This window comes from Halobellus marinus (assembly GCF_032113415.1).
Taxonomy (GTDB): Archaea; Halobacteriota; Halobacteria; order Halobacteriales; family Haloferacaceae; genus Haloquadratum; species Haloquadratum marinus.
Window position 1 is genome coordinate 3,467,055 of sequence record NZ_CP134946.1, and the last position, 23,153, is coordinate 3,490,207.

At 65.8% G+C, this 23,153-nt stretch carries 24 protein-coding genes; 14 read left to right on the forward strand and 10 right to left on the reverse strand.

What is annotated here, in order from left to right; genetic code table 11:
- Window positions 1-211 precede the first annotated feature (211 nt).
- Window positions 212-1,060, reverse strand: coding sequence for an ArsR/SmtB family transcription factor (locus tag RJT37_RS17200; RefSeq protein WP_313686378.1), 849 nt, complete (start codon window positions 1,058-1,060; stop codon window positions 212-214).
- Window positions 1,061-1,219: 159 nt separating this feature from the next.
- On the opposite strand from RJT37_RS17200, the gene RJT37_RS17205 reads away from it, so the two are divergent.
- Window positions 1,220-1,468 carry a DUF7859 family protein gene (locus RJT37_RS17205; RefSeq protein WP_311170854.1) on the forward strand — a complete coding sequence of 83 codons (249 nt, stop codon included), beginning with the start codon at window positions 1,220-1,222 and terminating at the stop codon, window positions 1,466-1,468.
- Between the two features lie 6 nt (window positions 1,469-1,474).
- Window positions 1,475-2,677: an inorganic phosphate transporter gene (locus RJT37_RS17210; protein WP_313686380.1), complete on the forward strand. Its 1,203-nt coding sequence runs from the start codon at window positions 1,475-1,477 to the stop codon at window positions 2,675-2,677.
- A gap of 37 nt (window positions 2,678-2,714) precedes the next feature.
- Here RJT37_RS17210 and RJT37_RS17215 read toward each other — a convergent pair whose 3' ends face one another.
- Window positions 2,715-4,172: a hemolysin family protein gene (locus RJT37_RS17215; RefSeq protein WP_390209146.1), complete on the reverse strand. Its 1,458-nt coding sequence runs from the start codon at window positions 4,170-4,172 to the stop codon at window positions 2,715-2,717.
- Between the two features lie 199 nt (window positions 4,173-4,371).
- Between RJT37_RS17215 and RJT37_RS17220 the strand changes: the two genes are divergently transcribed.
- The 3 genes from RJT37_RS17220 to RJT37_RS17230 all read left to right on the forward strand — a co-directional run bounded on the left by RJT37_RS17220 (window position 4,372) and on the right by RJT37_RS17230 (window position 5,898).
- Window positions 4,372-4,641 (forward strand): glutathione S-transferase N-terminal domain-containing protein, encoded by a 270-nt coding sequence (locus RJT37_RS17220; protein WP_313686382.1) that lies wholly within the window; start codon window positions 4,372-4,374, stop codon window positions 4,639-4,641.
- Window positions 4,641-5,150 (forward strand): redoxin domain-containing protein, encoded by a 510-nt coding sequence (locus RJT37_RS17225; RefSeq protein WP_313686384.1) that lies wholly within the window; start codon window positions 4,641-4,643, stop codon window positions 5,148-5,150. Before RJT37_RS17220 ends, RJT37_RS17225 begins: the two co-directional genes overlap by 1 nt.
- A gap of 106 nt (window positions 5,151-5,256) precedes the next feature.
- Complete coding sequence (locus tag RJT37_RS17230; RefSeq protein WP_313686386.1) at window positions 5,257-5,898, forward strand: L-threonylcarbamoyladenylate synthase; 642 nt, start codon at window positions 5,257-5,259, stop codon at window positions 5,896-5,898.
- A gap of 18 nt (window positions 5,899-5,916) precedes the next feature.
- On the opposite strand, the gene RJT37_RS17235 is transcribed toward RJT37_RS17230, so the two are convergent.
- Window positions 5,917-6,666 carry a CRISPR-associated protein Cas4 gene (locus tag RJT37_RS17235; RefSeq protein ID WP_313686388.1) on the reverse strand — a complete coding sequence of 250 codons (750 nt, stop codon included), beginning with the start codon at window positions 6,664-6,666 and terminating at the stop codon, window positions 5,917-5,919.
- Window positions 6,667-6,765: 99 nt separating this feature from the next.
- Window positions 6,766-7,257, reverse strand: a complete 492-nt coding sequence (locus RJT37_RS17240) for an FKBP-type peptidyl-prolyl cis-trans isomerase (protein WP_313686390.1) — start codon at window positions 7,255-7,257, stop codon at window positions 6,766-6,768.
- Between the two features lie 153 nt (window positions 7,258-7,410).
- Here RJT37_RS17240 and RJT37_RS17245 point away from each other — a divergent pair, with 153 nt between their 5' ends.
- The 4 genes from RJT37_RS17245 (at window position 7,411) to RJT37_RS17260 (ending at window position 12,494) form a co-directional block, all read left to right on the forward strand.
- Window positions 7,411-8,172, forward strand: a complete 762-nt coding sequence (locus RJT37_RS17245; protein ID WP_313686391.1) for a hypothetical protein — start codon at window positions 7,411-7,413, stop codon at window positions 8,170-8,172.
- 126 nt (window positions 8,173-8,298) lie between these two features.
- Window positions 8,299-8,700, forward strand: a complete 402-nt coding sequence (locus tag RJT37_RS17250) for a DoxX family protein (protein WP_313686393.1) — start codon at window positions 8,299-8,301, stop codon at window positions 8,698-8,700.
- A gap of 10 nt (window positions 8,701-8,710) precedes the next feature.
- A complete protein-coding gene (locus tag RJT37_RS17255) occupies window positions 8,711-11,113 on the forward strand; it encodes a hypothetical protein (protein WP_390209145.1) in 2,403 nt (800 codons plus the stop codon).
- 49 nt (window positions 11,114-11,162) lie between these two features.
- Window positions 11,163-12,494, forward strand: coding sequence for an amidase (locus RJT37_RS17260; RefSeq protein ID WP_313686395.1), 1,332 nt, complete (start codon window positions 11,163-11,165; stop codon window positions 12,492-12,494).
- Window positions 12,495-12,498: 4 nt separating this feature from the next.
- Here RJT37_RS17260 and RJT37_RS17265 read toward each other — a convergent pair whose 3' ends face one another.
- The 5 genes from RJT37_RS17265 to RJT37_RS17285 form a co-directional block, all read right to left on the reverse strand.
- Window positions 12,499-13,431, reverse strand: coding sequence for a DUF1641 domain-containing protein (locus RJT37_RS17265; RefSeq protein ID WP_313686397.1), 933 nt, complete (start codon window positions 13,429-13,431; stop codon window positions 12,499-12,501).
- Between the two features lie 2 nt (window positions 13,432-13,433).
- Window positions 13,434-14,624 carry an NAD(P)/FAD-dependent oxidoreductase gene (locus RJT37_RS17270; protein WP_313686399.1) on the reverse strand — a complete coding sequence of 397 codons (1,191 nt, stop codon included), beginning with the start codon at window positions 14,622-14,624 and terminating at the stop codon, window positions 13,434-13,436.
- Between the two features lie 66 nt (window positions 14,625-14,690).
- A complete protein-coding gene (locus tag RJT37_RS17275) occupies window positions 14,691-15,332 on the reverse strand; it encodes a helical membrane plugin domain-containing protein (RefSeq protein WP_313686400.1) in 642 nt (213 codons plus the stop codon).
- Window positions 15,329-16,474 carry an NAD(P)/FAD-dependent oxidoreductase gene (locus RJT37_RS17280; protein ID WP_313686402.1) on the reverse strand — a complete coding sequence of 382 codons (1,146 nt, stop codon included), beginning with the start codon at window positions 16,472-16,474 and terminating at the stop codon, window positions 15,329-15,331. Before RJT37_RS17280 ends, RJT37_RS17275 begins: the two co-directional genes overlap by 4 nt.
- Window positions 16,471-16,713 carry a sulfurtransferase TusA family protein gene (locus RJT37_RS17285; protein ID WP_313686404.1) on the reverse strand — a complete coding sequence of 81 codons (243 nt, stop codon included), beginning with the start codon at window positions 16,711-16,713 and terminating at the stop codon, window positions 16,471-16,473. The genes RJT37_RS17280 and RJT37_RS17285 overlap by 4 nt, the downstream gene beginning before the upstream one ends.
- Window positions 16,714-16,980: 267 nt before the next feature.
- Between RJT37_RS17285 and RJT37_RS17290 the strand changes: the two genes are divergently transcribed.
- Both RJT37_RS17290 and RJT37_RS17295 read left to right on the forward strand, forming a co-directional pair.
- Entirely contained in the window at window positions 16,981-18,408 is a 1,428-nt protein-coding gene (locus RJT37_RS17290) for a cytochrome ubiquinol oxidase subunit I (protein ID WP_313686406.1), read from the forward strand.
- Complete coding sequence (locus RJT37_RS17295; protein ID WP_313686408.1) at window positions 18,401-19,402, forward strand: cytochrome d ubiquinol oxidase subunit II; 1,002 nt, start codon at window positions 18,401-18,403, stop codon at window positions 19,400-19,402. Before RJT37_RS17290 ends, RJT37_RS17295 begins: the two co-directional genes overlap by 8 nt.
- A gap of 353 nt (window positions 19,403-19,755) precedes the next feature.
- On the opposite strand, the gene RJT37_RS17300 is transcribed toward RJT37_RS17295, so the two are convergent.
- The gene (locus RJT37_RS17300; protein WP_313686410.1) at window positions 19,756-19,995 is read right to left on the reverse strand and encodes a hypothetical protein; all 240 of its coding nucleotides are present in this window, start codon (window positions 19,993-19,995) and stop codon (window positions 19,756-19,758) included.
- Window positions 19,996-20,078: 83 nt separating this feature from the next.
- Here RJT37_RS17300 and RJT37_RS17305 point away from each other — a divergent pair, with 83 nt between their 5' ends.
- The 3 genes from RJT37_RS17305 (at window position 20,079) to RJT37_RS17315 (ending at window position 22,577) form a co-directional block, all read left to right on the forward strand.
- Window positions 20,079-20,831 carry a helix-turn-helix domain-containing protein gene (locus RJT37_RS17305; RefSeq protein ID WP_313686412.1) on the forward strand — a complete coding sequence of 251 codons (753 nt, stop codon included), beginning with the start codon at window positions 20,079-20,081 and terminating at the stop codon, window positions 20,829-20,831.
- Between the two features lie 52 nt (window positions 20,832-20,883).
- Window positions 20,884-21,753 carry a sulfurtransferase gene (locus tag RJT37_RS17310; RefSeq protein ID WP_313686413.1) on the forward strand — a complete coding sequence of 290 codons (870 nt, stop codon included), beginning with the start codon at window positions 20,884-20,886 and terminating at the stop codon, window positions 21,751-21,753.
- A gap of 137 nt (window positions 21,754-21,890) precedes the next feature.
- Window positions 21,891-22,577: a peroxiredoxin gene (locus tag RJT37_RS17315; protein ID WP_313686415.1), complete on the forward strand. Its 687-nt coding sequence runs from the start codon at window positions 21,891-21,893 to the stop codon at window positions 22,575-22,577.
- Window positions 22,578-23,153 lie beyond the last annotated feature (576 nt).

The following is a 23,153-nucleotide window of genomic DNA, read 5'->3' on the forward strand; positions in this document are numbered from 1 at the left end:
CTATCGAGCGATCGTGTGAGTGTGGATTTGCAAACGCTGGCCTTGTTGCACCCCGGAAAGGGAGGCAATCCGGGTGGAGAGCCGAAGCGACGACGACCCTGCACGCTGTACTGTGGCCCCGGAGATAATATAGGCGACGTTGACTCAAACTGTCGTTTCAGCCACGGCGTTTGCCGGGGCGCGAGCGCGATAGCTCTCCCCGAACCGGGCGCTACTGCCGCCAGACGAGCGCGACGAACGCGAGAGCGACGACGCCGCCGAGGAAGAACAGCACGCCGGGCGGGAGTCCGGCGACCGCCGAGGCGACCGCGTCAACCGGTCCAGCCCCGCCCCCGCTTTCTGTGACCGTCCGCGTTGTCTCGACGGTCGTCTCCACCGCGTCCGCGACGGTTCCCATCGGCGTCTCTGTCGGCGTCGCCTCCGGGGTGGGCGTCTCGGTCACCTCCGCGACGCCGACCTCGCCGCCGTCGCTCGGCGTCTCCGTGGGCGTCGCCGCATCCTCCTCGATCGGCGTCTCCGTTGCTGTCGGCTCGGCGGTGGCGTTCGTCGCGCCATCGACGTCCGCCGCATCTCCCCCGGCACCTCCGTCGCCGCCTCCCGCAGACAGCGTCGGCCCGGTGCCCCGTCGAACCAGGCGGTCGACGATGACGCTCCCGAGGGCGACGGCGCCGAGTCCGCCGAGTAACTGTGTCAGCGCCGACTGGAGGCCGCTCGTGTCGTCTTCGTCGCCGGCGACAACCACGAGCGCGCGATCCGACGGTGCATACACCGTCATCTCCCGTCCCTTCTCGGAGTAGGCGGTGCCGGCGGATTCGATCAGTCCGGCGGTTTCGAGCCGTTCGAGGTGATACTGCGCGTTCTGGATTGTGGTATCGACCCGCGTCGCGATCTCGGAGGGGGTGGCTGGCTCCTCGTGGAGTTCAGCGAGGATCCCGCGGGCGGTCTCCGAGGAGATCGCCGCGAGAAGTTCGTCGACCTCGTCGCTGTCGAGCCCGACGACTCGCGGCTCCTTGTCCTCGTCGTCAGGCAACTCTGGCCGGGAGGGCAGAATGTCGGCCATTTCTCGAAGTACTTTCCGCGCATCTGTGATGAGTCTTCTTCTCTCCGAGTCGCAACCCCCCTCGGTGGCCCCGCCGGGGAACGAACCCACCTCGAAATCCCGCGTTCCGCACGGGGACACGGCGAAACGGTTTTACTCGCGCCGGGGAAAGCCCGGGCTATGCCCCCCCGTGAGCCGGGTTTCGTCGACCGACTGCGACCGTCGACACTGTCGCCCCGGGCGCAGACACTCCCTCCCGACGGCGAGGTCGCACAGATCGACGTCGCCGTCGATTTCGTCACCAGCAACCCCGCGTTGGTACTGCTTTTGCTCTTCTTGCTCGGTTTCGTCTTCTTCGCGTACCTCTTCGTCAGGCGGACGCTGACGGGGCTCCGCGACGGTTTCGACGACGGGTATCGGGGGAAATAATCGGCGATGGTCGCTACAGGCACCCTCGTCACGCTCGTCGTCGCCGCGCTCGCGAGCCTGTTTATGGCGTGGTCGATCGGAGCGGGCTCTTCGGGGTCGACGCCCTTCGCCCCCGCGGTCGGCGCGAACGCCATCTCGGTGATGCGCGCCGGCTTTATCGTCGGGGTGCTCGGGCTTTCGGGCGCCGTCCTCCAGGGGGCGAACGTGACCGAGGCCGTCGGGACGGAACTCGTCGTCGGCTCTGTACTCACGGCGACCGCGTCGACGGTCGCGCTGCTCGTGGCCGCCGCGCTCGTCGCGATCGGCGTCTTCGCGGGCTACCCGATCGCGACGGCCTTCACCGTGACCGGGGCGGTCGTCGGCGTCGGCCTCGCGAACGGCGGCGGACCAGCGATCGCCAAGTACCAGCAGATCCTCGCGCTGTGGGTGCTCACGCCGTTCGTCGGCGGCGGGATCGCCTACGGGACGGCGCGCTTTCTCCGGAACGAGTCTGTCCCCGAACGTGTCGCCGTGCCCGCACTCGGGGGACTGATCGGTCTGCTCGTCGCGAACATCCGGTTCGCCGCGCTCGGCGGCGAGGGCGGGCGCTCGCTGGCGGAGGTCGGCGCCGCGTCGACACTGGCGATCGTGCTCCCGGTCGTCGGGATCGATCTCGGCGTCGCCGCCGTCACCGGACTGTTCGTCGTCGCCTCCTTTGTGCTCGTCCGGCGGGAGATTCAGATCGACGCAGCGCGCGGGCAGCGTCGGTTTCTCCTCGCGCTGGGCGGGCTCGTCGCCTTCTCGGCGGGCGGGAGTCAGGTCGGCCTCGCGATCGGCCCGCTCGTCCCCCTGCTCGATGCGGTCGCGGTCCCCCTGCCGGCGCTGCTCGTCGGTGGGGGTATCGGCCTGCTTGTCGGTTCGTGGACCGGCGCCCCGCGGATGATCAAGGCGATCTCACAGGACTACTCCTCGCTGGGACCGCGGCGCTCGATCGCGGCGATGATCCCCTCTTTCGCCATCGCGCAGGCGGCGGTCGCGTTCGGCATCCCGGTCTCCTTCAACGAGATCATCGTGAGCGCGATCATCGGGAGCGGCTACGCCGCCGGGGGTGCCGGGGTCAGCCGCGAGAAGATGCTGAAGACCGTCCTCGCGTGGGTCGGCTCGCTCGCGTTGGCGTTCGGCGTCGCTTACGCCGGGTTCACCGCAGTCGACGCCGTGCTGTCGGTGTAGGGGTTCGGATTCCCGCGACGATCGAGACAGCGATCGGCTACTCGTCCGCCGTCGACTCGGCGGACTCCGAGACCGCTCCCTCGACGCCGTCTCCCTGCTCGGAATCCAGCATCTCGGGGATCGTGATCCGCGCTTTCATAATCCGCGTGTTGTCGACCTGTTCGACGCGGATCGTGATCCCGTCGTAGGTGATCTCTTCGCCCTCCTCGACGAGTCTGCCGGCGCGATTGAAGATGAACCCCGCGAGCGTCTCGAACTCCTCGCCCTCCGGGAGTTCTAAGCCCAGTTCCTCGTTGACCTCGTCGATGTTCACCTCGCCTCGGACGAGCGTCTCGCGGTCGTCGACGGGCTCGAAGGCCTCCTCCTCGTCGTCTTCGAGGATGTCGCCGACGATCTCCTCGACCATATCTTCGAGCGTGACCAGGCCTTCGGTGGTTCCGAACTCGTCGATGACGATGACCATCCGCAGGCGGTTGTCCTGGATCTCGGTCAGCAGTTCGTCGACGTTCTTCGACTCTGGGACGTGCAGGGTCGGCTGGACGAGGTCGATAAGATCTGCCGTACCCTCACCGTAGTACTTCTCCCGGACGAGATCGCGGATCGTGACGACCCCGATGATGTTGTCGAGGTTGCCGTCGTAGACCGGGACTCGTTCGTGGTCCGACTGGGTACAGGTCTCGATCGCCTCGTCGATGGTGGCGTCCTTCGAGACGGCCGTCATGTCGAGCCGCGGTGTCATCACCTCCTTGGCGATGGTCTGGTTGAAGCGGAAGATGCGGTCGAGCATCTCCCGTTCCTCTTCCTCGATGACGCCCTCGCGTTCGCCCGTCTGGATGAGATCCTGGATCTCATCGCGGGTGATATAGGAGGTCTCGATCGCCGACCGGCCGCCGGTCACCTTGTTGATCACGCGGGTCAGGTAATCGAAGACGACGACCAGCGGCAAGAGCGCGTACTCTGAGTACTTCAGCGGGCGGGAGATGCGGAGCGCCCACGACTCGGTGTTCTCGACGGCGTAGGACTTCGGCGCGCTCTCGCCGAAGAGCAACACGAGCGTCGTGATCCCGAACGTCGAGGCCAAAACCGCGGTCCCGGGATCGAAGTAGATCCCCACGATCGCGGTCGCGATCGACGACATCGCGATGTTGACGATGTTGTTTCCCACCAGGATCGTGACCAGGAGCCGATGGGGGTTCGACTTGAGTTCGCTGACGGTCTCCGCTCTGGGGACGTTGTCCTCGACAAGGGAGTCGACGCGGTGTTTCGCCAGCGAGAACATCGCGATCTCCGAGGAAGAGAAGAACGCCGAGAGGGCGATGAGCACGAGGATCGCGACCGCGCCCCCGATCGTGACCGTCGTGTTGGTGATCGGGACGGACTGGAGCACCCCGGCCGCGCCGGCCGCCGCGGGGTCCACCACCCCGGCGGCGCTCCCGGCGTCGATTCCCCGGCGCCCCTGCGTCTCGAAAGCTGTGAGTAGCGGAGACAAACCCATAGAGCGACGGCACGTTGTCCGGCCCCGGAATTAAGAGTTACTCTCACGCCGGCAATCGGTACGACTGCCCGCGTCGGTGACGACGCCTCGGCTCCCTGCCGGCAGTCGTTTCGGAGCCCGGAGACCGGAAGACGTGGACGAAGCATAAGGGAACGACGTGGACGAAGCGCTTAGGGGTACGTCGTACATAGAGACGGTTATGAGCGGTTCCGAACCTTCGATCACGTTGTATCGGCTCCAGGCGTGCCCGTTTTGTGAGCGCGTGGTTCGCGTGCTGAACGAACTCGACCTGTCGTATCAGTCCCGCTTCGTCGAGCCGATGCACTCCGAGCGGAACGTGGTGAAGCGAATCTCCGGGAAGCGAACAGTCCCCGCCATCGTCGACGAGAACACGGGCGTGACGATGTCCGAGTCGGCGAACATCGTCGAATACCTGGAGAACACCTACGGCGCGGAGGGGGCCGCATAATGGTCGACTTCGAGGTCGTCTCCCTGCCCGAGTCCGATCACCCCGACGTCGGCGACGTCGCGCCGGACTTCACCCGGCCGCTCGTGAACGGAGAGTACTGGGAGGACACCGCGCTTTCGACGGTCACCGAGGACGGACCGACACTGCTCGTCTTCCACCCGATGGACGGCGCGTTCCCGACGACGTACATCTGGAACGAGATCGACGACCGCGGGTTCGCCGCGGACGTCCAAGTCGTCGGCGTCTCCGTCTCCTCGCCGTACGAGCACAAGGACCTACTCGAAGCGCGTGCGGAGGACGCTCGGCTCTTTTCGGACCCTGCGGCCGAGGTGGCCGCCGAATACGGCGTCGTGAACGACCTCGACGGGATGACCGGCGTGACCGAACATCGCCCTGCGACGTTCCTGCTCGATACTGACCGAACGGTCCAGTACGCGTGGGTCGCCCCCGAGTGGCCCGCGTTCCCCGAATACGACGACCTCGCGGCGGCGATCGACGACCTCGTCTGATCACGGTTACGACGGCCCCGGCTGACTCCTTCCCGCCGCCGCGTGGTCGTCGCTTGCGACACCGAGGCGATGCCCTCTTGACCGTCAGCCTCGGACTATCCGATAGATGGCAGAGTTCGACGCGACTACGGAGGATGCGCTTGCGGCGGCGGCGCGCGCAATCGACGACGGTGAGCCCGTCGTCTACCCGACCGAGACGGTCTATGGCCTCGGCGCGGACGCCACCGACCCTGCGGCAGTCGAGCGGGTCTTCGAGATCAAAGGCCGGGACCGCGGCAACCCGCTTTCGGCGGGCGTCCCGAGCATCGCTGTCGCGCAGCGGCACACCCGTCCGACCGATCGCGCGCTTCGGTTTATGCGGGCGTTTCTCCCCGGCCCCGTGACGGTCGTCGTCGAGCGCGGGCCGTCGTTGCCTGACGTCCTCACCGCCGGCAGCGACCGGGTCGGCGTCCGCATTCCCGACCACGCGGTCGCGCAGGCGCTGTTCGATCGGGTCGCCCCGACGCCCGTGACGGCGACGAGCGCGAACCGAAGCGGCGCGCCGAGCGTTACCGACGTCTCCGCGCTCGATCCGGGGCTCCGTGACGCCGTCGGCGTGGTTGTCGACGGCGGTCGAACTCCCGGCACGGAGAGCACAGTCGTCGACCCCGAGCGGAACATGATCCACCGCCGCGGCGCGATGGCCGACGCGATCGTCGCCTGGCTGACCGAGGAGACCGGCGCCGATCCGACCGTCGACGACGGGTGACGCCGCGGAGCGTCGGGTCTACCCCAGTCCGAGCATCGTCTTGAGCGAGCGCGTCTTCGTTCCGCACTGCTCCCGATACTCGCAGGCGGCGCACTTCGACTCGTCGCCGATCCGTGACGGAACGCCTGACAGCGACCGGACAGTCCACAGCGTCCGGCGGTAGGCGCTCTTGTTCCGCGTCGTCAGCCGGACGGTGCGAATGACCCCGTGCGTCGGATACTCGACGAGTGCTCGCGGGACGGGGCGCTCTCGCTCCCACGCGAGCGCCTTCGCGACGGCAACGGCCCGCACGCGCTGCGGCTCCCAGACACCGCGCGGCGGCGGGTCACCGGGCGAGATAACCGTCGGCGTCGGCGCCGGGGGTGGCGCCCCGTCGCCGCTGGCTGATTTCTGGCTCCCGTTCGGTGACGCTTCCGACACCGCCGCGTCGACCGGTTCGAGGACCTTGTGTGCGACGCCGTGGCAGTCGCGGCCGACGAGGAACCGTTCCCGAATCCCGGGATCGACGAGGCGGTCGTAATCGTCGCGCTCGGCCACCCGCCCGAGGTTCGACCGGTAGGTTTCCGGATCGACGTCGATCGGGCGGTCCCGGAGCGTCTCGTCCCGCGCCGTGCGGAGCCGTTCGTACTCGAACGCGAGTTCTCTCGCGGCGACGACGCCCGGCGGCGGTTCGTGATCGTCCTCCCGCCGGGCGTAGTGGAGTTGCCGCGGGCAGTAGGCGGCCCGCGCGAGCTGTGCGATCGGAATCGAGTCCTCGGGTGGCGGCACGGTGGCCGTGGCCGCGGCTTCCTATTTGAAGGATCGCCGTGGGACGGCACCGATGTCGCCCGTTACCGCCTGTTCCGGTGGTCCGTTGTCACCTTCCCGTCACCTGTCGCCGGGCTGTCGGTCGACGATCTCGATCTCGATCTCGAAGACCAGCGTCCGCCCCGCGAGTTCGTGGTTGAAGTCGACCTCGACGGTGTCCTCCCGGACGGCGACGACGTCGCCGTGAAGGCCGTTCTGCGCGTGGACGTGAAGCCCGACGCTCGGCGGTTCGCCGACCATCCCCTCGAACGTCTCGCGGTCGTACTCGCGGATGCGGTCCTCGCGAATCTCCCCGTAGGCCGATTCGGGCGGGATGGTCACCGTCGCCGTCTCGTCGACTCCCATCCCACGAACGGCCGCGTCGAGTCCCTCGATCACGTCCTCGTCGCCGACGATAAACGAGAGCGGTTCGTACTCGCTCTCCTCGCGGCCCTCAGCCGCCGTGAGATCGTGCTCGGCGGCCACGGCGTACTTCGAGGTCCCGAAAACCGTGCCGTCCTCGAACCGCCCGACGTATTCGATAGTGACCCGGTCGCCAACCTCGATGCCCATACGCAGGGCTGTGGGAGCGACGCGGAATACGCTGTCGGGTCTCGGTCGGGCCAGCCTGCCCGGTATGCTCGTGGTTGCCTCGTTCGGGATCGGCTCACTGCGGGAGTGTTTCGTCCCGAGATTTGATGTTGACGGGGGAGGAAAGACGCGGCTATGACCGACGACGACTCGGTGTTCGATCGCGTTCGCCGGACGATTTCCGGACCGAAACCTGCGGAACAGGCCGAGACGCTCGCCGAGCGCGCCCGGGAGGACCCGACCGCGCTCGACGATGCCGACGTCGAGTCGCTGATCGAACTGCTCGATGCCGACGATCCCGACGTCGTCGGCGACGCACTGGGCGCGCTCAAATCGCTCGCGGACGAACGGCCGAGCCTCGTCGAACCGGCACTGTCGCCCGTCGCCGAGGGCCTCTCCGAGCGACCGGAGGCGGAGTGGTACTCCACTACCCTCGGCGACGCGTCGCAGTCGTTTCTGAACGACCTCGCCCGCGGTTCGATCTTGCTTTGGGTCGCCCAGGAGAAGCCCGAAGCGCTCGATCCGGTCGTCGACGACCTCGTCGAACGGTACGAGGACGACACCATCGACCCGATGTCTTTACTCGCGCTCGCGTCCGTCGTCGCCGACGCGCCCGACAGCGTCGACATTCCGCCGGAGCCGTTCGTCGAACTCGTCGCGGACGCGCTCCGCGGAGCGGTCGAACCGGCCGACGAGCCCGGCGGCGACTGGGAGAACGTCAGCCTGCAGCCGATGGCGACGACGGGCTATATTGACCTGCTTTCCTCGTTCACCGCCGCGACGCTCGACGACGATGCGATCGAGGACCGACGCGACGCGCTCGAAACCGCCCGTACGAAGAGCGACGACGAGGAGGTCGTCGACGCGGCCAAAGCGGCGTTGTCCGCGGACGGATAGGCCGCCGGGAGACGCTCCGACCGCCACGTCCGTGAGTGAGATCACCCCGGTACCGACCGCCACGTCCGAATGGAGTCGGCCCGGCCCCGACAGAACGCTTATGCGCGCTCGTCCGTGAACAGGGGTATGGCTGAAGACACCGAGAGCACCGACGCTGGCGGCCGCCGGGCCCCGTCCCGGCTCGGCCGGCTGCTGTTCGGCCTGGGCCTCGCGCTGCAGGCATCGGAAGATTTCCGCGATATGGAAGACACCATCGAGTACGCCGAATCGGCCGGCGTCCCGATGCCGGATCTCGCGGCGCCGTTCGCTTCGGGGATGATGCTCGTCGGCGGCCTCGGCGTCGCCCTGTGGCGGTTCCCGCGGATCGCGACCGGCGCCGTCGTCACGTTCCTGGCGGCGGTGACGCCGACGATGCACGACTTCTGGAACGCCGAAGAGGGGTCGGCGAGCGGCGAACGGCTGGCCTTTTTCGGCAACCTGGCGATGTTCGGCGCGGCGCTCGTGTTCCTCCGGGAGGCCTTCAAATGAGGCTCGATACGTGACAGATCCGACTGGGGGCAGCGCCGGTTCAGACTCCGACGCTGTCCCCGGTTCCGGCGCCACCCCTGGCTCCGACGCTGTTGCGGGCTCAGGCTCCGACATCGACCGACGGACGCTTCTGTCCGCCATCGCGGGCGCCGGAGTAGGCGCCCTCGCCGGCTGTTCGGCCACTGAACGGGGGGAAGACAGCGAGACGACCGAAGTCGCCGACGAGACGGCCAAGGAGTTGGCGACCCGATTTGCACCCACGCTGTACTTCGATCAGGCCGAGCCGTGGCTGCCGACGGACCCGCGCCCGTACGCAAGCGAGGTCGACGGCGAGTCGATCGTCGACGGGTTCGACGCTCTCGACGGCTACCACGAGCGGTACGCCGAGATGGGCGAGCCGCCGGACCCGGCGGTGTTCTACAGGGCCGTCGAGTACGACGAGTCTCCGCTCGTCGTCGTGCAGTTCTGGATGTACTCGGCGTTCGATCAGTTCACCGCGAACTTCCACTGGCACGACTGGGAGGTGCTGCACGTCTACGTCGACACCGAGACCGACCGTCCGCAGCTCTACGTCGCCAGCTCGCACTCGCGGAAGATACCCAACAACGAGTTCCTCGACCCCGAGCCCGAGATGGTCCCGCGGATCCTCTCGGAGCTCGGCTCTCACTCCAGTGCGCTGTCGGTCAACGACGAACCCAACCGGTTCCAGCGGCTGGCGGGCGGGGATCTCGCCGCCGACATCACGAACTCCGCCATCGAGAGCCTGGAAGCGCTTTCGGAGCTGCCGCTGGCGTACGGGCTCCCGCGCGACGAGGGCGGTCGACTCCCGTTCGTCGTTCCGGAGTACGAGGGCGCGCCGGTGTACGAACACGACCGGCTGCCGAACGTCGACAGCGAGTCGCTGGTCGACGAGGAGCTGACGATACGTTCCTTCGAGGCGCTTACGTCGCCGCCGACGGACCTCCCCGAGCGCTCGACCGGGATAGTCCTCCGGCACGCCGAGCGGGAGGAACCGGCCGCCGAGGACGCTGTCGCCGACGAAGAGGCGACCAGCTACGACTACGAACTCCTCCCGGCGAGTGAGGTCCAGGACATCACGGATTACACGGGGCCGCAGCTCAGCTTCGAGTTCGCAGTCCCGCAGTTCGCCGAAGACGCCGTCGCAGGGCACATCACGACGACGGGGGCGCCGTGGGACCAGCCCCGCGTCGAGAACCCCGCCGCGGACATCACCGACCCGAACCACCGGCGAGAGCTTTCGAACCGGTACGACGCCATCGGTGACGCAGCAGCCACCAACACCGTCGTGACGCGAATCACGGAGGCGATCCCGACCGACGACGCCCCCGAGGGGGAGGGACTGACGACCCAGGCGGGAACCGTCGAGGCCATCGCACTCCTCGAAAGCGAACCCGCGATGGTGCCGACGTTCGGCGGCGTCGCCGTCGCCCGCGACGTGCCCGAGGGAGAACACCGACTCACCGTCAACGCCGCCGGACAGGCACCCCACAGCCAACGGCTGACCGTCGGCGGGGGAAGCGACGACACGGCGACAGCAAGCGGGAGCGACGACACGGCGACGGCAAGCGGGAGCGACGACACGGCGACAGCAAGCGAGACCGACACGGCGACAGCAACGACGGACGCGACCGCGACATCCGGCAGCGAGCAGTCGACGAGCGACGGATCGGACCCCGCCCAGCGTATCACGACTGCGGGCGTCGATACCGAGATTCCGCTCGTCGCGCGGGAGAACGCCCAAAAACTCGAAGTCGACGCCGAGGGGACCGACGCGGACCTCTCGGATCTCGCAGTGGAGGACGACTTCGCCGGGCGGCTGTACGACGCCCCGATGGACGGCCCCGATGCCGTCTACGTCCACCGCGGCGGCGCGTACACGACCGAGGTGCGCGACACCGAGGGCGAGATCGGCGCGTTCCGCGTGAACCCCGATCCCGACCCCGACGCTGATGACGACGACGCGGCGACCCCTCCGTCGGTTCGGATCGACCGCCCCGATACGGGGAAGGCGTCGCTCTCGTCGTTCCTCGCGTCGATCGCCGCCGAGACCCGCGACGAGACGGCCGAACTGCTCGACGACGACACCGACGACACCGGCGGTGACGGCGGTGGGACCGCGCTCGACGGCCGCGAGAACTCCCTCCGCGGGCTGGTTCGAGCCCTCGAAGCCATCGTCACGGCAGCCGAGCGCGCGGCCGAAAACGCCCGCAACGGTAACGGTCAGCGCGCGGACCGGAGGCTCGACGCCGTCGCGAACGGTCTCGAAACCGTCGTCGAACGGATCGAGGCGGCGAGCGAGGACCTTCCCGATCCGCTCACGAACGCGGCACGCAATCGCGTCGAGCAGGCGACCCGACGGACCGAGCAGGCGAAGGCGGCCAATCGGTTGTAGTGCGGAAGGCTTCCCGCTGTACCCCCGGCGGACGGAAGCAGTCAAGGCAGTGGCGGCACATCCACCGCTCGTGCTTCGGGACGCGCCGCTCGCGGCGGTCGCCGCCGACCTGCGCCGCGGGCACACGGATCCGGCCGCGTACGTCGAGACGCTACAGGGACGCGCTGCAACGGTCGACGCCGAGATCCACGCGTTCCGTTCGGAGAGCGGGGGGACCGACCGGTGGGCGCGTGCCCGCGAGCGTGCGAACGAACTCACGAAAGCGAACTCTCGGCCGGCGACTCGGCCGCCGCTGTACGGCATCCCGGTGGGGGTAAAAGACATCTTTCACGTCGACGGCTTCGAGACCCGCGCGGGCTCCGACCTGCCCCCGGACGTGCTCTCGGGCCCGCAAGCGACAGCCGTGTCGCGGCTCGTCGACGCCGGGGCGATCGTGCTCGGAAAGACAGTGACCGCGGAGTTCGCGTACTTCGACCCCGGGGCGACGCGGAACCCCCACGACACTGGTCACACACCGGGTGGCTCCAGCAGCGGGTCGGCCGCCGCGGTCGCTGCCGGGCTCTGTCCGCTCGCGCTCGGGACCCAGACCATCGGTTCCGTCATCCGGCCGGCGGCGTACTGCGGCGTCGTCGGCGTCAAGCCGAGCTACGGACGGGTACCCACGGATGGCGTCATCCCGGCCGCGCCGTCGGTCGACACGGTCGGCTACTTCACGCAGGACGTCGCGGGGGCGAAGGTTGCGGCCGGCGTGCTCTACGACGACTGGCGCGCGCTCCCGACGCCTCCCGAGCGGCCGACGCTCGGCGTTCCCGAAGGCCCGTATCTCGAACAGGCCGACGAACCAGGGCGGCAGGCGTTTGCGGCGCAGGTCGACCGGCTTTCGGCGGCCGGCTACGACGTCGAGCGGGTGAGCATACTGGACGACATCGCGGCCCTCAACGAGCGTCACACTGACCTCGTCGCCGGCGAGATGGCGCTCGCCCACGAGACGTGGTTCTCCGAGTACGCCGATCGATATGCATCGTCGACCCGTGACCTCGTCGAACGCGGACGGAAGACGACCGTTCGAGCGGTCGCCCGCGCCCGACGCAGCCGACACGAGCTCCGCGACGCGCTGGAGAATCGGATGGACGACCGCGCTGTCGACGTCTGGCTCGCCCCCGCGGCTCCGGGACCGGCGCCGTCGGGCATCGACGACACGGGCGACCCGGTGATGAATCTCCCGTGGACGCACGCGGGACTCCCGGCCGTCTCGCTGCCGGCGGGGAAAACTGACGAGGGGCTCCCGCTCGGCGTGCAGTGTGTCGCGCGGTTCGGCGCCGACGAGGATCTCCTTTCGTGGGCCGAGGGGCTCGCCGCCGCGCTGCCAGCGGCGCCCTAACACGTCACCGTTCAATCGATTGACGCCGCTGCTTACCCACCCGTTCTGCGGCCTCGACGACGGTCCCGAGTGTCCGCTGGACGTCGTCGTCCCTGAGCGCGGACAGAAGCCCAAGCATCCCGACCTTCCGATCGGCCGCATCCTCGTCGGCAACCGCGCTCGCGCCCGCTTCGACGGCTCCGAGCACCTTCGGATCAGATACCCGTTCCGCGGCGTCCGCCGCCTCCCCGAGTTTTTGGCCGAGTTCGTAGTAGTCGGCCACACTCCGATCGGCGGCGTCACCGAACCCCTCGAGCAGGGCCGCCAGCCCGTGGAGCGTCTCCATATTCTCGCCGACTCGCGTCAGCGTATCGACGGTCTCGCTCCGATCGAACGCGCCCGCCAACTGCTCGATATCGCCCCGGAGAGCCGCGAGCTCCTCGTCGCTCTCCGGCGCCAGGTCACCGATGGTTTCGCTCGTAACCTCGAGTACAGCCAGCAGGTCGAGGAACGTATCGGTGTTGTGGCCGAGGCGGCGCAACAGGGTGAGGGTCTCCTCCCGTTCGAAGGCGAGCCGAAGGGCCTCGATCTCGCCGCGCTGCTCGACGGCGACCGATCGCAGTTCCGGAGCGAGGTCCGCCGAGAGATCTCTCGCGACCGAGAGCAAATCGAGGAGGTCGGCGAGCGCGTCGGCGTTCTCCCCGACGCGCTGGAGCAACACCAGCGTCTCCTCCTGTTCGAGAGACGCCCTGAGATCGGCCAGCGGTTCGCGGTTCTCCGCGGCCGCAGAGCGAAGCTCCGGTGTGAGATCCTCGCGCAACCCCTGGATCGCGGCTAGCAAGTCCAGCAGTTCCGCCAGGTCGTCGGCGTTGGCCTCGACGCGGGCGACCAGTCGCTCCATCTCGGCTGTTTCGCCTGTCGATACCGCATCGCCGATCGTGTCGGACGTATCGCTCATCGTCAGGGCACCGGGTCGTAACCGCGCATCCAGACGTTCCAGTACAGCGAGGGGATCACGTTCACGTCGAGGATCCAGTTCAGCCGGCTCACGACGGGCGCCGAGATCGACTCCTCGTAGTCGAACTCGGCGATCATCGCCTTCCCCTTCTCGGTGAGGATCGGACAGGCCGTGTAGCCGTCGTAGCCGTCGTTCAGCCGCCGATCTTCGAGAAACGCCTCGACGTTCTCTGCGACGACGTGCGACTGTTTGCGGGCCGCAGACGCCGTCCGCGACGTCGGGACGTCAGCACAGTCGCCGACGGCAAAGATCTCCGGGTACGTCTCGTGCTGTAAGGTGTGATTGTCGACGGAGACGTACTCGCCGCCGTCGGTCAACGGCGACCCTTCGACGAGGAACTCGTGACCGTACTGCGGCGGGACCGGGGCGTAGAGATCGTACGACAGTTGCTCGCCTTCCGCGGAGTGGACCACCTGGTTCTCGTAGTCGACCTCCGAGACGGTGAACTCCGGAACGAAAGTGATGTCTCTGTCGGCCCATATCTCCTGGACCCGCTCCTGGTACGGTGCTTTCGGTCCCGTGCCGAACACCTCCGAGCCCGGTTTGGTCATCACGATCTCCGCGTCGTCTCTGATTCCGCGCTTCCGGAGATACTCCTCCATCAGCATCGAGAGTTTCAGCGGGGCGCCACCGCACTTGATCGGCGTGTCCGGGACGGTAACGAGGAAGGTACCGCCGTCGAAGGTGTCGACTGCGTCGCCGAGCGCCTCGGCCGCCGAGGCGTGGTAGAAGGGATAAACGCTGTCGGTTCGGTTCCATCCCTCCTCCATCCCGGGGACGGCGTCCGGCCGTCGGTTGTTGCCGGCAGCGACGACGAGGATGTCGTACTCGTAGTCGCCGGCCTCGCCCGTGACGGTCCGCGTTTCGGGATCGACGCCTGTCACGGTGTCTTCGACGAAGGAAATCTCGTCGTGGAGCAGGTCCCGGGCGTCGCGCGTCTGGTCGGCCACGTCGAGGTAGTCGAACGGGACCAGATAGTACGACGGCTGGTAGTGGTGTGTCCGCGATTTGTCGACGACCGTGATGTTTGCGTCGAGACGGCGCCGGAGGATGTTCGCTGTCATCGTCCCCCCGGCACCCGCCCCGAGGACCAGAACGTCCGGTTCAGCGCTCGAAGAAGTGGTTGTTGTCATCTGTCTCGTGGATCCGCTGTCTCGTACTGTTCGAACGGTGCGACGCAGAATCGCTCTCTGGATGGCTCATCCGCCACTGCCCTCGATAGTCTCGTTCCCGACGCCGCGTGCGAGGGCGACGAGATAGCCCATCCCCGCTTTCACTTCCGGATCGCGAAGTGCACGCAGGAGCCCGACCGCCCCGACCGGCTCGGCTGCGTCCGTGTCTGCCTGTCCGATGCCGGCAAGCAGGTGTGTCAGGGTTGTCCGCACCTCGTCGTCGGCGGCGGTGTCCGCGACCTCCCCGAGTGCCGTACCGGTCTCGGTGAGCGTCTCGATCATCTCGTCGTCTGCAGCGTCGGTCACGAGCGCGAGCGCGTCCGCGAGCTCGAACAGCCGGTCCAGCGTCCCGGTCCGTTCGAGCGCGGCCAGGCGTTCGACGGTCGTCGCCAGCTCGTCGCCGTGCTGTCCGACAGACGCCGTCAGTCTCGCGGTTTCGGGCTCTGCAAGCTCCGAGGCGGCCATCCCGAGCGTGGTCGCGTCGCCCGTGAGTCGTTCGACCATCTCGTCGTCGAGCCCGTCTTCGACCAGCGCGAGGGCATCGAGGAGTTGCCCGAGCTGTCCAGACCGTTCGAGCAGCGACGCGACGGCCTCGGGGTTCTCCGCGATGGCTCGCTCGACCTCGGGTGGAACCGTCGTCTCGCTGTCGCTCTCTGCGGGTGTACTCATAAGACCCCCCTGGCGGTGAGCCAGTACGACTGGTTGTAGCCGAGTTTCGACCAGTGGAGCAGCCGCGAGGGCTCCTTCGGCACCGGCTCCTCGTCGTAATCAAAGGAGATGTACGTGCCCTCGTCCCGCCCGCTCTCGATGAAGCAGACGGTCTTGCCGTCGTAGCGGGTCGTCGGCTGCTCGCCACGCGCGACGCTGGCCAGCCGTTTCGCGAGCGCTCCGGCGGCGTAGTGGGCAGCGCTGCCCGCCTTGCTGGTCGGGAGGTCGGCGACGTCACCGAGTGCGTAGACGTCCTCGGCGTTCGTGGCTTCGAGGGTGTGGGGATCGACGTCGACCCAGCCGTCCTCGCCGAGTCCCGCCTCCCGAACGAGATCGCTGCCCTCGTGGGGAGGAATCGCCACGAGCGTGTCGTACTCGAGGCTGCGTCCCTCGACCGTGTGCAGGACGCCCTCGTCCGGATCGACCTCCTCGGGATTGAAGAACGTCTCGACGTTGATGTCGCGGTCCTCCATCAGGGGCCCGGACCACTCGGCGACCGACTCGATGCCGTGTGCGCGCCCGATTGGATACGTGTACGTGATCTCCACGTCGTCGCGGAGACCGCGTTCACGGAACCAGTCGTCGGCGATCAGGACGAACTCCAGCGGCGCGACCGGGCACATATGCGGCACGCCGATGACCGAGAGGACGAGGTGGCCCTCGGTGAACGACGCCAGTTCCTCGCGCAGCGCGGTTGCTCCCTCCGGATTGTAGAAGTGGTGTCCGCCCTCGGCGAGTCCGGGAGTCTCCTCCGGGGAGACGCTTGTCCCCATCGCGAGGACGAGATGGTCGTACGCCAGTTCCTCGTCTTTGCGCTCGAATGACACGCGTTTCGCGTCGGTGTCGACGGCCGTCACCCGGTCGATCTCGAGGTCGACACGTCGGTCGATCAGGTCGGACAGCGGACGGCGCGCGTCCGCCGGCGTCTTCTCGCCGAACGGGACGTACAGCCACGTTGGCTTGTAGACGTGGTCTTCGGTATCGTTGACGAGCGTGACCTCGACCTCGCCGGCGTCGATCTCGCCGGCGAGGCGGTCGCTCAGGTTGTTCGCCAGCACGGATCCCGCTGTGCCTCCGCCGACGATGAGAATGCGTTCGCTCATTGTACTTTGACGTAGAGATCCCAGTGGTCGCCCTGATCGACGACCTGTAGGAGTTCGTTCCCCGATTCGTCGGCCCACTCGGCGAGGTCGTCTTGCGTCCGTTCGTTCGAGCTTTGCAGTCGGATCACTGTCCCGGGGTCGACCGATTTCACTTTCCCGATAAGATCCATCAGCGGCCCGGGACAGGACGATCCGACCGCGTTGACTGTCACATCGGCGTCCGGTTCAGTTTCCGACATCACCCCGGAGTTCGGGATATGAATCAATAATTGTGAATTTGTCGTGCGACAAGTCACCCCTGCTCTTCCGGGCGAGCACTGTCAGCGGACGGACGAGCCCCTCCCGTCGAGGTGACTCCTGCCGCCGGTCCGGGTTGAGGATAACAGTAGGTAGCTTTGAGCTAAAATCGATACACAGCCGGGGGCTTGTCTCACGACAAAGTGGCGGTTAACTCCGTTTGCTCCGTACCTGCGACTGTCAGCACGAGTGCCGTCACCGACCCAACAATGATCGACCCAGTCATCGCAAGCCGGCTCCAGTTCGCCCTCACCACGATTGTTCACATCATCTTTCCGGTGATGAGTATGGGCTTGGCACCCTTCCTCGTCTATTTCACGTGGAAAGATATTCGAACTGGCGAGCCGATATACGAACAGTTGCGTCGTTTCTGGACCAGAATTTTCGCGGTCTCGTTCGTCGTCGGGACGGTGACCGGCATCGTCCTCGAGTTCGAGTTCGGCACCAACTTCGCGGCGTTCTCGACGACGGCGGGCGAACTGTTCGGCGGGCCGCTCGCCGTCGAGGGGATGATGGCGTTTATGCTGGAGGCGACGTTCCTGGGCGTCTTCGTCTTCGGCCGCGAGAAGGTCGGCGACACGCTCTATATGATCTCCGCGGTCGCCGTCGGGCTGGGAACGTGGCTGTCGGCCGTCTGGATCCTCATCGCCAACTCGTGGATGCAGACTCCCCGCGGCTACGAACTCGTCACCGAAAACGGGCAGATGGTCGTCCATCTCGTCGATCCGCTGGCGGCGTACTTCAACCCGCGCTTCGGGTATATGTTCGTCCATATGCAGAACGCGGCGGTCGAGTCGGTCGCGCTGTTTATGGCCGGTGTCGCGGCGTACTACGTCTTTCGGCATCACGTCTGGGGGTACCAGATCGAGGACATCGATTTCTGGGAGACGACGCTCAAAATCGCTCTCGTCGCGCTTCTCATCACAGCGCCGCTGCAGGTGCTCCACGGCGATATGTACGGCCGGCACGTCGCTGAGACCCAACCGCAGAAGTTCGCCGCGATGGAGGCGGTCTGGGAGACCGACTCGTACGTCCCCGAGTACATCATCGCGGTGCCGACGAACCTCGAAGACATCACGAATCCGCGGGCCAAGGAACTGTTCGGGATCGGGATTCCCGGCGGCGCGTCGTGGCTCGCAAGCGGCGGTGATCCCACCGCGGAGATACGCGGGTTGAACTCCTTCGAGACCGAGGCACCACCGGTCGCGATCGTGTTCTGGGCCTTCCGGGCGATGGTCGGCCTCGGCTTCTGGTTCATCCTGCTCGCGTTCTGGGGTGGCTACCGGTGGTACTCCGGAGAACTGTTCGAGGACGACCTCCTGCACAAGGCGTTGATGGCGTCGTCGCTTTTGGGAATCGCCGCCACCGAACTCGGGTGGATCGTCACGGAGGTCGGCCGGCAACCGTGGATCATCCAGGGGGTGATGCGGACGAGCGACGGCGTGTCGTCGGGGCTGACCGCGACCGAGGCGACGATCACGCTCGCCGGCTTCGCGACCGTGTATCTCGGCCTCCTCGCGCTGTACACCTACGTCGTCGCCCGGATCATCCGGAGCGGGCCACCGAGCGAACTGTCGCGGCAAAAACAGCGGCCGACGCCGGAGACGCCGTCTGTGGGGGTGAGTGACGATGACTAGTCTCGCTGCGCTCGGTGACGGCCCGCTGTTCGGTCTCCCGTTGCCGGAACTGTGGTTCGCGCTTTTGTTTGCGATGCTCGGGACGTTCCTGTTCCTCGACGGCTTCGACTTCGGGGCCGGCGCGATATTCGCGACACTCGACGACGAGTCGGAACGCGAGACGGTACTTTCGGCCATCGGCCCGTTCTGGGACGGCAACGAGGTGTGGCTCGTGGTCTTCGGCGGCGCGCTGTTCGCCTCCTTTCCCTCGGTGTACGCCGACCTGTTCAGCCGTCATTACCTCCTGATGTTCGGGATTCTGGGGGCGCTCATTATGCGCGGCCTCGCTCCCGAGATGTACGAACAGCGCCACGATCCGGCGTGGCAGCGCTGGTGGGGGCGGCTGTTCGTCGCCGGGAGCGTCCTCGCCCCGTTTCTGCTCGGCGCCTTCGCCGGCAACTGGCTCGCCGGGAGCGCCCGCTCGTTCACGCTTGTCGGAGTTGTGGTCGGGACGGCCGTCACGCTTCTGACCGTCGTCTCCGGTGCCGCGTTCCTCCGACTCAAGACCGAACAGCGGCTTCCCGACAGGATCGTCCGGTACGGCGTCTTTGCGGCCGGTGGCTACCTCCTCGCGGTGGTGGCGACGCTCGCCGTGCTTGCCATCCGACTGCCGAACGGGCTGGAGATGCTGCTGACGCTTCCCGTCGTCGGGCTGGTGGTCGCATCGATCGGCCTCGCTGTCGGCTATGTCCTCGCCCTCCGCCGGGACGCAAATCTGCTCGCGCTCGGCGCGGCCGCCGGGCTCACCTACGGACTGGTCACAGTCGTCGCTGTCGTGATGTACCCCGCAATCGATCCTGCGACCGGAGTGACGGTTCGCGATGCGATCGTCTCGACGCTGCCGCTGAATCTGATGTCGCTCGGTGCGGCGCTGTTGTTGCCGCTGGTCACGGTGTACTTCATCGTGCTCTACTCGGCGTTCAGCGGTCCGATCGGACCGGAGGAGGCGTACTGACCGTGTCGGGTCCTGTTTCAGGTGTCGGCTCCGATACCCGCGTCCGGTTGGCGTCACGGATCCTCATCACTTGGGTCGAACTAGTCGCTGTCGGGTTTGCGGGAGCGCTATTCGGAGAGTTCGTCTCCGGCCCACCGCAGTTGATCGGCTACCTACTGACGGTCCTCGCACTGGTCGGAGTCTTGCTGTACAACGTGGACAGGCTGGTCCTCGGTCGGGTTACCGATGTTCAGTGAGGACTGCCACCCGTGTTGTCCCGCGCGTGTTCGCCCGAAGCGGGACCGCCGGGTCGGTACTCCCGATCGTTCCGGCAGCCCGGGCGCCGTTGCCCGTTGCTCTGAGGCCCGGCCCGATCAACTCGGCCGGTGTCCGTTGCGACCGGACAGCACCCCGCTCCGTCTGAGGCCGATACCGAATAGGATAACGGCACTGGGGACGAAGAGCGTCGCACCCAACGCCGTCACGATGTCGTCGTTCGTCACTCCGTACGCGATCCCTGCGGTCGCGACGAGCAGCGCGAGAACCGCCGGGACGCAGAGGCGACACCGGAGCGCCGGGGCGATTCGCCGATCGAATACGTCACGCAAACGCATACAGGGGCAGCTACGGACCGAAGGAACATACACTGCAAGTTGGCGTAGTACAACATCCGACCGTCCGACAGTCGCTGGAAGTGATGGCAGCATCGCCTCGCCTCGCAGGCTCGAATATGTACGATTTTAGCTTCACAATCACGTACGACACCGGTGCTGACGAGTATACCGACCAGTTCATCGATCGGGAGTCGCTCCGCTCCGAAGCACTCTACGCGTGTCTGGATCCCTCGAAGATGTGGGTGCTGGAACTGGTCACCGGCGATCCGGAGGATCTGACGGCCCTCGATGAACTGCTACTCGACGAGTCGCTCGATCGCTACTCGGTCAGTGGTCGATCCTGCGAAGCGACCCGCCACACGAGTCAAATCACGGAGAAGAACCGCCAGCGGATGACGTACACCTACGTCTCCGACGTGTCGTACTGTGATGCTATCCCGCTGATCGCAGTCAAATACTTTACCGATGGCCTCCTGTTCAGGCAGACCCGCTCCGGCGAAACGGCCCAGTGGCATATCCTCGTTCAGGACGACGAGAACGTGGGAATGGTGTACGATACGGTGAGTGGGCGACTCGCCGACGGCCTCCAGTTCTCGTTCGACTATCTGACCGAACTCGACCAGTGGGAAAGTCGGCTGTTGTCGCCGAGCGGGATCCGCGCCGAGCAACGGGAGGTCCTGACCGCGGCGGTGAACCGCGGCTACTTCGAGACGCCCCGTGAAATCACACTGGACGAACTCGCAGCCGACCTCGAGCTCCCGCGATCGACGGTCTCCTACCGGCTCCGTCGTGCGACTGCCGAACTCGCAAAAGCCTTTGTCGATCAAGACCTATGATCACGAGAACGCCCAGCCCGGAACCCGAGAGTGGCCCCCTGAGAGGAACAGTATGAGCACGTCTCCCTATCCATCGTCCGTGTTGGTCTCCCCCGACTGGGTCGCAGACCGGCTCGATCGGTTCGAGTCCGCCGATCCCGGGTACCGGCTCCTGGAGGTCGACGTCAACACGTCGTTTTACGACTACGGGCACGCGCCCGGGGCCGTGAAAATCGACTGGGAGACGGATCTTCGATCGGACGATTACCACGACATCGTCGGTCCGACCGAACTCGAACAGCTCCTCGGATCCTGCGGTATCACCGACGAGACGACTGTGGTCGTCTACGGCGACGACTCCAACTGGTTCGCCGCCCATATGTACTGGCAGCTCACCTACTACGGGCACCCCGACGTCAGGATTATGGACGGCGGCCGCGGCTACTGGGTCGACCACGATTATCCGCTGTCGAGAGAGCCAGTCACCCCACCGACGGTGTCGTACGGCAGATCGTTGTCGCCGCCGGCGAACCCATCAGTCAGGGCCTCCCGGGAAGAGGTACTGGACGCGATCGAGACCGACACCACGTTCATCGATGTTCGGCTCCCCGAAGAGTACCGGGGCGACATCACGGCCCCGCCGGGGATGAACGAGATGGCGATGCGTGGCGGCCACATTCCTGGGGCGGAAAACGTGTTCTGGGCCGATAACATCCGACCGGATATGCGATTCAAACCGCCCGCCAAACTTCGGGAAGTGTACCGCTCGCGCGGTATCGAGCCGAGCGAGGATATCATCGTCTACTGCCGGATCGGCGAACGGTCGTCGCTCACGTGGTTTGCCCTCTCGGAACTCCTCGGCTACGAGTCGGTTCGCAACTACGACGGTTCGTGGACCGAGTGGGGGAATATGATCGGGATGCCGATCGAGACCAGCGAGTGAACCTCCGGTCATTGGCATACCTCTGCGAAATGGCAATCGCTGGAAAAATATTCGCAAAATAAAAATCTTTCTTTGTCATTCAGAATGTAGACATCGCAGTATTGTTTATTTGCTCCAATACCGTTGGACAAAACGCAATGACAGGCTCCACAACAGAGGCGGGCGATGCCGCGAGGCCGCCTGGTATCGGCGAACCGTTTCCACAACTTACCGTGCAGACGAGCCACGGTGAACTGACGATCCCCGACGACTACGCGGGGCAGTGGCTCGTGCTGTTCAGTCACCCCGGCGATTTCACTCCGGTGTGTACCTCGGAGTTCGTCGCCTTCGAGCAGCGCCGTGACGAGTTCGAGGCACTCGACGCCGAACTCCTCGGGCTGTCGGTCGATCGCGTCCACTCACACATCAAGTGGACCGAGTGGATCGCCGAGAATCTCGACGTCGACATCCAGTTTCCGATTATCGCCGACGATCAGGGCTCGGTCGGTGAGCGGCTCGGGATGATTCACCCGGAAGCCGGCACCTCGACAGTCCGTAGCGTCTTCATCGTCGATCCCGAGGGCACGACCCGCCTCGTGTTGACGTATCCGATGGAGATCGGGCGCAACATCGACGAAATCCTCCGCTCGCTACGTGCGCTTCAGAAGAGCGACGCCGACGGGGTCGCAGCACCGGCCGACTGGCCGGAAAACGAAACGTTCGGTGACCGCGTCCTCTTGCCTCCTCCGGGCACAGAGGAGGGCGCCAAAGCGCGCCGGGCCGAGGCGGCTGACGACGACGCCCTCGACTATTACGACTGGTGGTTCGTCACGAAAGCGCAGTAAATCACGGATCCCTCCGTCACCACGACGGCAGAAAGGGAGTCCACCGACAAGCCCACGATTTCAGTCGTGGGTCACTGATACTCGGTCCTGTCGGCCGAGCCTCACCGGTGTATCCGATTCCAGCGCACCTTATTATAAAATTTCTATAATATATTGATAAATTATATTTTGCAATTTTATATAAAATTCCGGTCCAGGCAGGAGCACATTTACCGATAACCCGATATTTAACTATACTGGTAAATAATTTATCTACGATCTTTTAGACGACTGAATATTCGGTAACTAAATTGATACCAAACTAGTATACGATACAAACCGATCGACATAGAGCCGGTATTCCTCTCCTACGCGGCAAATATATCATCTTGAATTCATCGTATTCGTCCAATCGGCCCGCAAAAAGAGTAATTCGACTGTAAGGTTCGACACAAACTGACAGAGTCTCGGGTGGCCTGGCTTCGATCCACTTTATATTTCCCAACAAAGAAATCTACTATATACTAAGAAAAATTATACTTACGATTACTCCCCCCCTGAGACACAATTTTCCGGTCGACTACGGACGTCGCTTCG

Bases quoted from the DNA above. Each gene is read 5' to 3' on its own strand.
- RJT37_RS17265 (WP_313686397.1), bottom strand. From the start codon at position 13,431: ATGAGCGATACGTCCGACACGATCGGCGATGCGGTATCGACAGGCGAA.
- RJT37_RS17245 (WP_313686391.1), top strand. From the start codon at position 7,411: ATGACCGACGACGACTCGGTGTTCGATCGCGTTCGCCGGACGATTTCC.
- RJT37_RS17295 (WP_313686408.1), top strand. From the start codon at position 18,401: ATGACTAGTCTCGCTGCGCTCGGTGACGGCCCGCTGTTCGGTCTCCCG.
- RJT37_RS17240 (WP_313686390.1), bottom strand. From the start codon at position 7,257: ATGGGCATCGAGGTTGGCGACCGGGTCACTATCGAATACGTCGGGCGG.
- RJT37_RS17280 (WP_313686402.1), bottom strand. From the start codon at position 16,474: ATGAGCGAACGCATTCTCATCGTCGGCGGAGGCACAGCGGGATCCGTG.
- RJT37_RS17250 (WP_313686393.1), top strand. From the start codon at position 8,299: ATGGCTGAAGACACCGAGAGCACCGACGCTGGCGGCCGCCGGGCCCCG.
- RJT37_RS17300 (WP_313686410.1), bottom strand. From the start codon at position 19,995: ATGCGTTTGCGTGACGTATTCGATCGGCGAATCGCCCCGGCGCTCCGG.
- RJT37_RS17215 (WP_390209146.1), bottom strand. From the start codon at position 4,172: ATGGGTTTGTCTCCGCTACTCACAGCTTTCGAGACGCAGGGGCGCCGG.
- RJT37_RS17225 (WP_313686384.1), top strand. From the start codon at position 4,641: ATGGTCGACTTCGAGGTCGTCTCCCTGCCCGAGTCCGATCACCCCGAC.
- RJT37_RS17290 (WP_313686406.1), top strand. From the start codon at position 16,981: ATGATCGACCCAGTCATCGCAAGCCGGCTCCAGTTCGCCCTCACCACG.
- RJT37_RS17275 (WP_313686400.1), bottom strand. From the start codon at position 15,332: ATGAGTACACCCGCAGAGAGCGACAGCGAGACGACGGTTCCACCCGAG.
- RJT37_RS17315 (WP_313686415.1), top strand. From the start codon at position 21,891: ATGACAGGCTCCACAACAGAGGCGGGCGATGCCGCGAGGCCGCCTGGT.
- RJT37_RS17305 (WP_313686412.1), top strand. From the start codon at position 20,079: ATGGCAGCATCGCCTCGCCTCGCAGGCTCGAATATGTACGATTTTAGC.
- RJT37_RS17310 (WP_313686413.1), top strand. From the start codon at position 20,884: ATGAGCACGTCTCCCTATCCATCGTCCGTGTTGGTCTCCCCCGACTGG.
- RJT37_RS17200 (WP_313686378.1), bottom strand. From the start codon at position 1,060: ATGGCCGACATTCTGCCCTCCCGGCCAGAGTTGCCTGACGACGAGGAC.
- RJT37_RS17230 (WP_313686386.1), top strand. From the start codon at position 5,257: ATGGCAGAGTTCGACGCGACTACGGAGGATGCGCTTGCGGCGGCGGCG.
- RJT37_RS17220 (WP_313686382.1), top strand. From the start codon at position 4,372: ATGAGCGGTTCCGAACCTTCGATCACGTTGTATCGGCTCCAGGCGTGC.
- RJT37_RS17205 (WP_311170854.1), top strand. From the start codon at position 1,220: ATGCCCCCCCGTGAGCCGGGTTTCGTCGACCGACTGCGACCGTCGACA.
- RJT37_RS17285 (WP_313686404.1), bottom strand. From the start codon at position 16,713: ATGTCGGAAACTGAACCGGACGCCGATGTGACAGTCAACGCGGTCGGA.
- RJT37_RS17210 (WP_313686380.1), top strand. From the start codon at position 1,475: ATGGTCGCTACAGGCACCCTCGTCACGCTCGTCGTCGCCGCGCTCGCG.
- RJT37_RS17270 (WP_313686399.1), bottom strand. From the start codon at position 14,624: ATGACAACAACCACTTCTTCGAGCGCTGAACCGGACGTTCTGGTCCTC.